Genomic DNA, 12,381 nt, shown 5'->3' on the forward strand with positions numbered 1-12,381 from the left:
TTTCTACAAATATTGTCAATTAGTTGTGAATGGTGCAATAGAAAGTTTTATGCTTTATATGCTTATTTCTTCCTCTTGGAAAATTTTGGTTTTTCACCTAGACCCGTTTATTAGCCCACTTAGTTACTAAATTCGACCTCTTACTCCAAACTTATTGTTAACTTGTTTTAATTTTGCTTTAATAATATACAACAACAAAGAATACTTTGAAGGGTGAGGTAAAGCCATGAATAAAAAAGAAGTAAATGTTACAGTAAGGTGGGTCTTAAGCAATCTCAAACCATGGATGATATTTTGTTTATTTATCTTTGGCGTTACTAGTTCTTTTGAAGGAGTATTAAATGGTTACATTTTAGGGTATATTCCCAGGCTTAATGTCAAGGATGGTCGCAGTTTAATCCTATTTGGAATTGCCGCAGTTTTATCATATCTAACCGTTTATATTTCTCTTTTCTTATTTTGCCTGTTAATGCAAAAAGCAATTCAAATTTTAAATGAAAAGATAAAGGCTATATATTTCAGAGCAAATTTTGCCAGTTCATTTAACAATCCGAATTTAGATTCATCTGACGTTTTGAACAACATGACTAGTATTTCCAAACAGATAGAGGAAAAGTATTTTGAACCGCTTTTATTGCTTTTTCAAAGTTTGATGACAGTTATATCTTCTACAGTCGTAGTTTTAATGACTAATCCAGTTTTAGGTCTTGTTTATCTAGCTCTTTCTTTCCTGTCACTTCTTCCTAGTTATATGGGTAAAGAAAAAATGAAGACTAAAACCGAAGTTTGGAGTCACTCGAATTCAAACTTTTTAGCGATCACACGTGACTTATTTGCAGGGCGCTTTGAAATTACGAATTTTGGTGTTAAAAAATTATTTATGCAGAAATTTGATCATTCTTTGCATAATGAGGAACAGAAATATTACCAATTGAATGCTTTCCGATATGTTCTACAGTTTATTTCTTGGTTATTTGCAATTGTAATAACTCTATCTCCAATTTTCATAGGGTTATGGATGGCCAAAAATAACATCTTAGGTGTTACCGTAAGTACAATTTTAACTTTGACTCTGACTGCGGATCACGTAGTCGGTGGTTTTAGGCAGTTAACCAATTTTGAAACTCAAATACAAAGCACAGAAGGTATCAGAAAGATCTCTTGGACTGAAACAAAAACGGATCAAGAGACTGTTCTACCAGAAAACAACAGGTTAGTTGTTAACAATTTGTCAGTTAAACGTGGTGATCGAGAAATTTTTAAAAATCTGTCTTTAAGCCTAGATGGAAACGACAAAATGCTCATTACTGGACCTTCAGGTGTTGGTAAATCAACTTTGCTAAATGCCATAGCAGGATACATTCCAATTAAAAAAGGTGAAGTAGAATTTGGTGGAAGTAAATTAAAATATTCAGATTTTGTATTTATTTCACAGAATATTTGGTTATTTGCAGGAACAATTCGCGAAAATCTTTCTCTGTTGCAAAATTTCCCAGACCAAGAATTAGTTGCTGCTTTGAATAAGGTAGGTTTAGACAAAGAGCTCGGTAGCAAAGCATTGGATTTTGAAATTAAAGAGCAAGGCAGCAATCTTTCGGGTGGACAAGCACAAAGACTGGCTATTGCCAGAGGACTTTTACGTCATAAGAAGATCTTTTTACTTGATGAAATTACATCTAGCCTGGATCATCAAAATGCGGATGAAGTTCACCGCTTAATTTACCAACTGCCTTCAATTGTTATTGAAGTGGCGCACAATTATAATGAAAAAATTGCGCAAGAAAATAACGTTAAGATCTTTAACTTAGCGCAAAATGCAAAATAAAAGCAACCCGCAAAATGTACAAATAAACATTTTGCGGGCTTTTAATTGCCATATTCAAAACAATAATTATTTGACTATTTTTTACATTCCAGCCTTAATTATTTTCTTTTCAGCCATGGTTTTACGTAAAGAGAGCATAGCAGTATAGGTAGATAAAATATAAACTTTTTTAGTCGGCAAATTAGCAATATTGGCGATTACTTCTTCATTATCGGTGCAAGTAACCATTTTGCCCGGGTCAAAGCCGGCAACTTCCAGTCGAAAACCCATATCATGCCACCGCTCGCCGCCTACCAGAATCTTTTTAATTTGATCGTGATTTAAATCTTCAAACTGACCATCCCAAATCCAGGAAGTGTCGATACCATCAGCGTGTTTGGCATTAAGTAAAGTCACCAAGGAGTAGTCATCTTTTTCAGTGTTAAGCATGTGCAGCACTTCATCCAAGCCAACCGGATTTTTAACTAAAATCAGGTCAATTTCTTTTCCTTCATACTTAATTAACTCTTGTCTACCAAAAATACGCTTGTTTTTGGCGAAAGCCTGAGCGATTTCATCTTCACTGAGGTCAAAATAGCGAGCCACCGAATAAGCTGCCAAGGCATTATAAATATTGTAGGTACCACCAATGTTAATAGTATAGTTTTTACTGCCTATTTGAAACTCAAGTTTATTCGGTGACTGTTCAATAATCTTGTTAACAGAATGAGTTAACTCGGGTCTGTGATAGTTGCAGTGAGGGCAGAAAAAATCCCCCAAGTTGGCATAAATACGCTCATGATAATGTAAGATATGATCACAATCAGGACATAAGATGTCATCGGTATTGACAGGAGCCTTAGTATCATTTTGCTGATTATCATCTGGCAGTTTAAAGCCATAATAAATTTTAGGATTAGGCAAATCAACGGAAGAAAAGATGCTGGCATCACCATTGGCTATAATAGTAGCTTCGGGCGCTAATTTAATTCCATCCACAATTTTTTCGTAAGTAGTGTAGATTTCCCCGTAGCGATCCATTTGGTCACGGAAGATGTTCGTAAGAACAAACACACTGGGATGAAGCAGTTCCGTCACCATTTTGACATTAGCTTCGTCAACTTCTAACACCGCAATTGGTCTGGATGATTTTTTCTTTTTATGAGCTAAAAAAGCCGTCACAATTCCTTGTTGCATGTTGGAACCTGAAGGGTTGGTTAAGACATCACCGTATTTTTCTCTTAATGCAGCGACAATCAGCGCTGTAGTCATGGTTTTGCCATTTGTTCCTGTAACAACTACCGTTTCATAACCTTCTGCTAGTGTCTTTAAAATCTCCGGATCAAGATTCATTGCCAGTTTGCCGGGAAAACTAGTCCCGCCTTTTAGAACATTATGTAAGAACCAGTAGCTTGACTTACCCGCACTTTTTGCAATTACAGATTTAAAACTCATATTTTTCCCTCGCTTTAAAATCATTATCAACTATAGCATAGCCATAAACCGAAAACGAGTTTTTATAACCATTTAACTACACATATTTTATTTTTACATTATACTAGATAAGTTAGGTGATTTTAAATGAAACAAAGGAGCAAAAATGGCACAATTATTTTTTGAGTACGGCACGATGAGCAGTGGCAAAACTTTAGAAATACTAAAGGATGCTCATAACTATGAGGCTCAGGGTCGCAAGATTGCTTTGTTAACCAGTAAAATTGATAATCGTAGCGGAGTTGGCACCGTGGCCTCAAGAATCGGTCTTCACCGAAAGGCAGTTCCGATCGATCATGATTTTGATATTTTTGCTTATATAAAAAAATTAAACGAACAGGAAAAAGCACAAGGGGATGGTGCAATCGCTTGCGTTTTTGTCGATGAAGCTCAGTTTTTGGAACGTCATCATGTGGTAGAATGTGCCAAAATTGTCGATGACTTATGCATTCCTGTAATGACTTTCGGCTTAAAAAACGACTTTCAAAATAATTTATTTGAAGGAACCAAGAATTTGTTGATTTTTGCTGATAAAATAAAAGAGATCAAAACGATTTGCCACTACTGTGGTAGAAAGGCTACAATGAATCAACGGATACACAATGGTAAACCAGTTTACGAGGGTGAACAGGTTCAAATTGGCGGGGATGAAAGTTATTACCCAGTTTGTCGGTTTCATTATTTTCACCCGCACCAAACAAGATAGGAAGGGATTAGAACAACATGGATAAGATTATGGCACAGCTTGAAAATCTTGTTGCTCATTATGACGAATTACAAGAAATGATGGCTGACCCGGAAGTTATCAATGATACTAAAAGGTACATGGAAGTTTCTAAAGAAGAAGCAGATTTGCGCGATGTAGTTGAAAAATATCGCAAATATAAGGCTGATAAAAAAGAAATTTCAGATAATAAGGATATTATTGCAAACGAAAGTGACTCAGATTTGGTTGATATGGCCAAAGATGAAAATAACGAGTTGGAGCAGGATATTGCAAAACTTGAAGATGAAATCAAAATATTAATGCTGCCCAAAGATCCTAATGACGATAAAGACATTATTATGGAAATTAGAGGGGCAGCCGGTGGTGATGAAGCTTCGTTATTTGCCGGAGACTTGCTTAGAATGTATGAAAAATACGCAGAAAGACAAAATTGGCAGGTTTCTATCGTTGACAGTGAGCCAACTGAAGTTGGTGGCTATAAACGAGTTGCCATCATGATTACCGGTAATAAAGTCTATTCTAAATTAAAATACGAAAATGGCGCTCATCGCGTGCAGCGTGTTCCGGTAACTGAATCTCAAGGCCGCGTTCATACTTCAACGGCTACGGTTGCCGTCATGCCTGAATATGAACAGGTTGACCTTGACCTGGATCCCAAAGATATTAGAGTTGATGTTTATCGCTCAAGTGGTGCCGGTGGACAACATATTAACAAAACTTCAAGTGCTGTGCGAATGACTCACTTGCCTACTGGCATTGTAGTGGCAATGCAGGATCAGCGTAGTCAACAGCAAAACCGGGAGAAAGCCATGCAGATTTTGAAGTCACGTGTTTATGATTATTATGAAAGTCAAAACCGGGACCAGTATGATGCTAAAAGAAAAAATGCTGTGGGCACTGGTGACAGATCTGAACGCATCAGAACATATAATTACCCGCAAAACCGTGTAACCGATCACCGTATCGGTTTAACGCTTAATAAGCTTGACCGGGTAATGAATGGTGAACTTGATGAAATTATTGATGCCTTGATTTTATATAATCAAACAAAGCAATTGGAGGAGTTGGCTGAACAGAATGTCTAAGATTGACACTTTAAAAAGCCTAAGAATTTGGGCAGCTGAAACTGCACCAGAACAAAGACTGGAAGATATCGCTTTTTTACTGGCTGAAAGACTGCAGCTGAGTCCTAGTGAATTTCAGTTAAAACAGGACATGGAACTAACTTCCCAGCAAATTAAGCAGGCACAAAAAGATGTGCGTAAGTTGGCTAAGGGTATCTCCCCTCAGTATATTTTGGGCTATTCTTGGTTTTTTGGTTACAAGATTTTAGTGCAACGCGGAGTTTTAATTCCCCGTTTTGAAACTGAAGAACTAGTAGAATGGGCTTTAGCCAATCTGACTAGTGGTGATAAAGTGCTTGACTTAGGAACAGGCTCTGGCTGCATTACTGTAGCTCTAGCTAAAGAAGCTGCTAAAAAGCAGATTACCGATCTTGATTTATATGCCTCTGATGTCACTGATGCTGCACTAAGAACTAGTGAAGAAAATTTTTTGATTCATAAAATTGATGTTACTATTCGAAAAGCAAACATTTTAATTGGTCTGGAAAAGTTCGATAAAATTATTTCTAATCCTCCCTATATAAAGGAAACTGAAAAAGACGTGATGGACCAAAATGTGTTGCAAAATGAACCCCAAGAAGCACTTTTCGGTGGGAAAAATGGTATTGAATTTTACCAGAAATTTGTCAAACAAGTGCGTGATCACTTAAATAGCGGAGGAGAATTTTTCTTAGAATTTGGCTTTAGTGAAAAAGAGCAGCTGGCTGACTTGTTTGGACGAGAGCTGCCTGATTTTACTATTGAATTTAAAAATGATTTAGCTGGAAAACCACGCATGGTTAAAGGAAAGTGGAATAAATAATGGAAACTAAAATTTTTTCACAGGATCAAATAGATGATGCAGTAAAATTACTTGCTCAGGGAGAATTGGTTGCTTTTCCGACAGAAACAGTCTATGGGTTAGGTGCCATTGCCACAAATGAACAGGCTGTAAAAAATGTTTATGCGGCTAAGGGACGTCCTAGTGATAATCCGTTAATTGTGACGGTTTCTGATGCTCAAATGATGTCTCATTATGCCAAAGAGGTGCCAGAGCGTGCTCAAAAGTTAATTAAAAAATTTTGGCCAGGTCCTTTAACTCTTCTGCTTTATGTTAAACCTCACAGTTTGCCTAAAGCTGTAACTGGTGGCCTTGATACTGTTGCCTTCCGCTGCCCCAATGATGACTTAACCCATGAGTTAATAAGTAGATTAGGTTATCCCATTGTCGGGCCTTCAGCAAACACTTCTACTAAACCTAGCCCAACGACAGCTGAACATGTCTATCATGATTTAAAGGGAAAAATTGCGGGAATTATTGATGGTGGTCCTACACAAGTTGGATTAGAATCAACGATTATTGACTTGTCTGTAGCTACGCCAATTGTTTTACGTCCTGGTGCGGTAACTCCCGCAGAGTTAAGCCAGGTTTTGGGTGAAAAAGTTTTAATTAACAGTGGTAAAGTTGCTGATAAGGATGTTCCCAAGGCCCCAGGAATGAAATACCGTCATTATGCTCCAAGTGCACCTGTAGTCGTGGTTGATGATCCAGAGGACTTTGCAAACATTGATTTAACGAATACATCAGGAGTAATGGCATTAACAGATGTGCTTGAAAAAATTAAGCTGCCAGCTGCTAATAAATTTAATTTGGGTAAAAATTTGTTAGATGCCGACCATAATTTATTTGGTGGTTTACGCTACTTCGATGATAAACCAGAGATCAAGCAAATTTTTGTACAGGGATTTAATGGCAGCGAGGATACTTTAGCATATATGAACAGGCTTAATAAAGCTGCAGCTGGTCATCATTATGTCAAAGAGTAAAAATTTTAATGGCAAGGGACTTTAAACCCTTTGTTTTTTTTATTAAAATACACGTAAACGTATTTATGTTTAAAGGAGGAAAAAGATGGGCAAATTTACGGTTTTGAATCATCCGTTAATTCAACACAAGTTAACAATTATCAGGCGTAAGGAGACAAGTTCCAACGAGTTTCGGAGAATAGTTGGTGAAATCGGTGGGCTAATGACTTACGAGATTACCAGAGATTTGCCTCTGAAAGATGTTGAAATTGAAACACCAATTGGCAAGACTACCCAAAAAGAGATTGCCGGCAAGAAATTGACCATTGTGCCAATTTTACGTGCTGGTATCGGTATGCTTAATGGTGTTATGGAAATGATTCCGTCAGCCAAGGTGGGTGTAATTGGTATGTATCGGGATGAGGAAACTCTTATGCCTCACGAATATTTCTGCAAAATGCCTAAAGACGTTGCGGAGCGTGAATGTCTTGTGGTTGACCCAATGCTTGCAACTGGCGGCTCTGCTAATATGGCAATTGGTGCGCTTAAAAAGCGGGGCGTTAAAGTGATTAAATTAGCTGTTCTTGTTGCCGCTCCTGAAGGTGTCAAAGCTATTCAAGAAGAGAATCCTGACGTTGATATTTATGCTGCTGCCGAAGATGAAAAATTGCTACCAAATGGTTATATTACGCCTGGTTTGGGAGATGCAGGCGATAGATTATTTGGTACCAAATAATCTTTTTTATGTAAATTAATTGCAAAATACGCTTACATTTTTCACAAAATTATTGAATGGTGTTAATATTGTATGAGTGTTCGATAATATGGGCACGAGAAGGGAGGTCACGAAGAATTGGAGCAATCATTTGTTTTTAAATTTCTGGGTTTGACATTTGATCTTTCTGGGATTATTGGCTCAACTTTAATGGCAGCTGTAGTATTGTTTGTCTGCATCTGGTTATCAAGAAAAGTTGAGATGAAACCAAATAAAAAACAAAATATTATGGAATATTTGATTGACTTTACTGATGGAATTGTTAAAGACAATGTCAGTGATGTTGATGCGCGAAAGCACCTTTCGCTTTATGCTTTTGTCCTTTTTATTTACATTTGGTTTATGAACCAGTTGGGCCTCTTCTTAGAGGTTAAGGCGGGAGACAACATTTTTGTAAAATCTCCCACAGCGGATCCAGTAACGACAATGTCGTTTGCAATGATGACCTTGCTTCTTTCATTCACATTCGGTATGCAGAAATTCGGTACTGGTAGCTACTGGCGCAATTATGCCGAACCTGTTAGTTTTCTTTTTCCAATCAATATGATTGAAGAAATTACTAACTTCTTGACATTATCTTTGCGTTTATATGGTAATATTTACGCTGGTGAAGTGTTATTAACTTTAATAGGTAATAGCTTTGCTCCTAGCTTTGGTGTTATCACTTTGGTGTTAGCAGCACCGCTTGCTATGATCTGGCAAGGATTCTCTGTCTTCATTGGCTCTATCCAGGCATATGTTTTCGTAACTTTATCCATGGTTTATGTTGGGAAAAAAGTTACAAAAGAATAATTTATTGGAGGTTTAAATATGTCACAAGCTTTTAAATATATCTCAGCAGCGATTGTAGCTGGTATTGCTGCATTGGCAGCTTCTTGGGGTAATGGTAAAGTTATCACTAAGACAGTTGAGAGCATGGCCCGTCAACCTGAAAGTGCTGGTAACTTGAGGTCAACAATGTTTATCGGTGTTGGTCTGATTGAAGCCGTTCCTATTTTGGCGATTGTTGTTGCTTTCCTGATTCTCTTTAGATAAAAGAGAGAAGGGCAGTAAATGACATTTCAAATTTTATTTGCAGCCTCGGCAGGTCATATTTATCTGGGTAATACTATCTGGTATTTAATTGTTTTCGCAATTTTACTTATTTTGGTTAAACATTATGCTTGGGGACCTGTTTCCGACATGATGGAAAAAAGACGCCAAAAGGTAATCAATGATCTTGATTCAGCTGCAGACAATCGCAAAAAAGCCGAAGTTTTGGCTAATGAGCGTGAAGCTGCCTTGAAGAACTCAAGACAAGAAGCAACGCAAATTCTTTCTGACGCAAAGGCAAATGCTGAAAAAACCAGCACGCAGATTGTTGCGGAAGCTAATGATAATGCGGCTTCGATTCATGAGAAGGCAAAGGCAGATGCTGCACAGGCTAAAGCGGATGCCTTAAATGAAGCTCGTGCACAAGTTGCGGATATTTCTGTTACGATTGCTGAAAAAGTAATTGCGAAGAATTTATCTGCTGATGACCAAAAAGATTTGGTTGATCAATTTATTAAGGGGCTGAATAAATAATGGCCTTAAGTAAAGCAGAAATTGCTGCACGTTATGGTACTGCATTATTTGGTTATGCAGAAGATATGGCTGCTTTGGATACTGTTCATGCAGATATGCAAGAACTAGCTAAGGCTATTTCCAATTATCCGCAAATTTTGAAAGTTTTTAGCGACCCAATTTTTAATAGTACTGAAAAAGCAAAATCACTTTCTGCGATTGAGCAAGGTCTGTCAGAAGAAGTTCAGAATTTTTTGAACCTGTTACTGGATTATGATCATTTTTTGGAATTGCCGGACATTATAAATTGTTTCAATGATTTGTATAATAAAAATCAAAAAATTGAAACGGGAGTTGCTGTTTCAGCAGTAGCGCTTGATCAAACACAATTACAAAAATTAGGTACTAGTTACGCTCAGAAATTTAATTTGCGCAAAGTCATTCTCACTAGTGAGGTTGATCAAAGTATTATTGGTGGCGTAATTTTAAAAGTTGGTGATTGCGTAATCGATGGATCAGTCAAGAATAAACTGAAGAAAATTCGTGCGCAGTTAATTAATAAAAATTAAAAGAGGTGAAACCATTGAGCATAAAAGCAGAAGAGATTAGCTCTTTAATCAAGCAGCAGCTTGAACACTATGATGATAAACTCGACATTAATGAAGTTGGAGTTGTAACATACATAGGTGATGGTATCGCCCGGGCTCACGGATTGAACAATGTTTTGGCCAACGAACTATTGGAATTTGACAATGGTTCTTATGGTATTGCACAAAACCTTGAATCAAATGATGTTGGTATCATTATTCTAGGCAATTTTGATGATATTCGTGAAGGTGACCAAGTCAAAAGAACCGGTGAAATTATGCGTGTACCGGTTGGTGATGCACTAATTGGTCGCGTGGTAAACCCTTTGGGACAGCCAGTTGATGGACTTGGCGAAATAAAAACGTCAAAGACTCGTCCAATCGAGGCTTCGGCACCGGGTGTTATGGAACGCCAGTCAGTTAATCAACCGCTGCAAACAGGTATCAAGGCTATTGATGCCTTAGTGCCAATCGGTCGAGGTCAGCGTGAATTAATTATTGGTGACCGTAAGACTGGAAAAACTAGTTTGGCAATTGATACTATTTTGAGCCAAAAAGGTCAGGACGTAATTTGTATTTATGTCTTTATTGGTCAGAAGGAGTCAACTGTCAGAGCACAAGTAGAAACTTTAAAGCGTTTTGGCGCAATGGACTATACAATAGTTGTCGAGGCTGGGCCAAGTGAGCCTGCGCCAATGCTATATATAGCACCATATGCCGGAACAGCTATGGGTGAAGAATTCATGTATAACGGCAAAGATGTTTTGGTAGTCTTTGATGATCTATCAAAGCAAGCTGTCGCTTATCGTGAACTTTCTTTGCTTCTCCGTCGTCCGCCTGGTCGTGAAGCATATCCTGGCGATGTCTTCTATTTGCATTCGCGTTTACTTGAACGTAGTGCAAAGTTGAGTGATAAGCTTGGTGGCGGTTCAATGACGGCCATCCCATTTATTCAAACTGAAGCGGGAGACATTTCAGCTTATATTCCAACTAACGTGATATCAATTACTGATGGACAAATATTCTTGCAAAGCGACTTGTTCTTTGCAGGTACCCGTCCTGCGATTGATGCTGGTAACTCAGTTTCTCGTGTTGGTGGTAGTGCCCAGATTAAGGCCATGAAAAAAGTTGCTGGTACTTTACGTACCGACCTGGCAGCCTTTCACGAACTTGAAAGTTTTGCTCAATTCGGTAGTGATTTGGATCAAGCAACTCAAGCTAAGTTAAACCGTGGACGCAGGGTTGTTGAAGTGTTAAAGCAGCCACTTCATACACCAATTCCGGTTGAAAAACAGGTTATCATTCTTTACGTCTTAACTCACGGCTATCTTGATTCCGTTCCAGTTGATGATATTGCCAGGTTTGAAAAAGAGTTATATGACAATTTCGATACTAATCATGCAGATTTACTAGAGCACATTCGTAAGACTGGTGAATTGCCGGATGAGAAGAAATTACAAGAAGCAATTTCTAAATTTGCGGATAGTTTTTCACCAAGTAATAAATAGGAGGTAGTTATATGCCTGCATCTTTACTTGCGTTGAAGAAGAAAATAGCTTCAGTTAAGCAAACTGGTAAAATTACTGAGGCCATGAGAATGGTTTCGGCATCAAAGTTAAACCAAACTGAAAAGCGGGATAAGGGTTACACAATCTACAATGATCACGTACGGCAAACTTTATCGCGTTTGATGAGTGCTGAAGTCGTCAATCATTTGCGTAAGGCAAATGTTGTGATTGATGAAGACAGCATTAGCAAAATCGATTATGAAAATGTCTTTGGTTTGGGTGTTGTTTCCGATATGGTTCAAGCTCGCAAAAAGGTCAATTCTACTGGTTATTTGGTCATTACCGGTGACCGCGGCCTTGTCGGTTCTTACAATAGTGCTGTCATCAAAAATATGATGGGATTGTTTGAGGATTCGAAGGCTGAACACAAAGACATTAAAGTTTTGGCTGTTGGCTCAGTTGGTGCTGATTTCTTTAAGAAAAACAATCTGAACGTTGTTTATGAAAATGATAGCATTAGTGACGTACCTACTTTTGATGAAGTTTTACCAATTGTTTCAACTGCAATCAAAATGTACTTGAACGGAGTATATGATGAATTATATGTATGTTATACTCACCACATCAACTCACTTTCATCTGCATTTCGGGTTGAAAAAATGTTGCCAATTGTTGACATTGATATAGGTGTCAAGGAAGCTGAAGCTCATCAAGATTTGGAATATGATATCGAACCTGATGTTAATGCTGTTTTAACAACACTAATTCCCCAATATGCCCGTTCTACTATTTACGGTGCTATTCTGGATGCCAAAACTGCTGAACATGCCAGTTCAATGACTGCCATGCAGAGTGCTACGGACAACGTTGACGATTTGGTTTCGAGTTTAACTACTAAATTAAACCGTGCAAGACAAGCAGAAATCACTACTGAAATTACTGAAATCGTCAGTGGTGCTAACGCTTTGAAATAAATAAGAAAAGGAGGTAGATGTTTTGAGTGAAGGTGAAGTTGTTCAAGTAATCGGCCCA

General features: G+C 37.9%; 13 protein-coding genes. 12 read left to right on the forward strand and 1 reads right to left on the reverse strand.

The window, feature by feature from the left end; genetic code table 11:
* The first annotated feature begins 226 nt into the window (after positions 1-226).
* Positions 227-1,825, forward strand: a complete 1,599-nt coding sequence (locus Q0K80_RS08265; protein WP_294605336.1) for an ABC transporter ATP-binding protein — start codon at positions 227-229, stop codon at positions 1,823-1,825.
* 81 nt (positions 1,826-1,906) lie between these two features.
* Here Q0K80_RS08265 and Q0K80_RS08270 read toward each other — a convergent pair whose 3' ends face one another.
* Complete coding sequence (locus tag Q0K80_RS08270) at positions 1,907-3,259, reverse strand: Mur ligase family protein (protein WP_294605338.1); 1,353 nt, start codon at positions 3,257-3,259, stop codon at positions 1,907-1,909.
* Positions 3,260-3,404: 145 nt separating this feature from the next.
* Between Q0K80_RS08270 and Q0K80_RS08275 the strand changes: the two genes are divergently transcribed.
* The 11 genes from Q0K80_RS08275 (at position 3,405) to Q0K80_RS08325 (ending at position 12,323) form a co-directional block, all read left to right on the forward strand.
* A complete protein-coding gene (locus Q0K80_RS08275; protein WP_046324704.1) occupies positions 3,405-4,004 on the forward strand; it encodes a thymidine kinase in 600 nt (199 codons plus the stop codon).
* 17 nt (positions 4,005-4,021) lie between these two features.
* On the forward strand, positions 4,022-5,110 hold the full coding sequence (prfA, locus tag Q0K80_RS08280; RefSeq protein ID WP_294605342.1) for a peptide chain release factor 1: 1,089 nt from the start codon (positions 4,022-4,024) through the stop codon (positions 5,108-5,110).
* Positions 5,103-5,951, forward strand: coding sequence for a peptide chain release factor N(5)-glutamine methyltransferase (prmC, locus tag Q0K80_RS08285; protein WP_294605345.1), 849 nt, complete (start codon positions 5,103-5,105; stop codon positions 5,949-5,951). The genes prfA and prmC overlap by 8 nt, the downstream gene beginning before the upstream one ends.
* Positions 5,951-6,955, forward strand: a complete 1,005-nt coding sequence (locus Q0K80_RS08290; RefSeq protein WP_294605346.1) for an L-threonylcarbamoyladenylate synthase — start codon at positions 5,951-5,953, stop codon at positions 6,953-6,955. Before prmC ends, Q0K80_RS08290 begins: the two co-directional genes overlap by 1 nt.
* 85 nt (positions 6,956-7,040) lie before the next feature.
* Positions 7,041-7,670, forward strand: a complete 630-nt coding sequence (upp, locus tag Q0K80_RS08295; RefSeq protein WP_046324708.1) for a uracil phosphoribosyltransferase — start codon at positions 7,041-7,043, stop codon at positions 7,668-7,670.
* Positions 7,671-7,787: 117 nt separating this feature from the next.
* A complete protein-coding gene (atpB, locus tag Q0K80_RS08300; RefSeq protein WP_294605347.1) occupies positions 7,788-8,501 on the forward strand; it encodes a F0F1 ATP synthase subunit A in 714 nt (237 codons plus the stop codon).
* An 18-nt stretch (positions 8,502-8,519) separates the two neighbouring features.
* Complete coding sequence (gene atpE, locus Q0K80_RS08305; RefSeq protein WP_294605348.1) at positions 8,520-8,744, forward strand: F0F1 ATP synthase subunit C; 225 nt, start codon at positions 8,520-8,522, stop codon at positions 8,742-8,744.
* Between the two features lie 18 nt (positions 8,745-8,762).
* Positions 8,763-9,275: a F0F1 ATP synthase subunit B gene (gene atpF, locus Q0K80_RS08310; protein ID WP_294605349.1), complete on the forward strand. Its 513-nt coding sequence runs from the start codon at positions 8,763-8,765 to the stop codon at positions 9,273-9,275.
* Positions 9,275-9,823, forward strand: coding sequence for an ATP synthase F1 subunit delta (gene atpH / locus Q0K80_RS08315; RefSeq protein WP_294605350.1), 549 nt, complete (start codon positions 9,275-9,277; stop codon positions 9,821-9,823). Before atpF ends, atpH begins: the two co-directional genes overlap by 1 nt.
* 14 nt (positions 9,824-9,837) lie before the next feature.
* Positions 9,838-11,349 carry a F0F1 ATP synthase subunit alpha gene (atpA, locus tag Q0K80_RS08320; protein ID WP_294605352.1) on the forward strand — a complete coding sequence of 504 codons (1,512 nt, stop codon included), beginning with the start codon at positions 9,838-9,840 and terminating at the stop codon, positions 11,347-11,349.
* An 11-nt stretch (positions 11,350-11,360) separates the two neighbouring features.
* Positions 11,361-12,323, forward strand: a complete 963-nt coding sequence (locus Q0K80_RS08325) for a F0F1 ATP synthase subunit gamma (protein ID WP_294605354.1) — start codon at positions 11,361-11,363, stop codon at positions 12,321-12,323.
* The last annotated feature ends 58 nt before the right edge of the window (positions 12,324-12,381 follow it).

It is taken from the genome of uncultured Lactobacillus sp., from assembly GCF_945290125.1.
Lineage (GTDB): Bacteria > Bacillota > Bacilli > Lactobacillales > Lactobacillaceae > Lactobacillus > Lactobacillus rizhaonensis.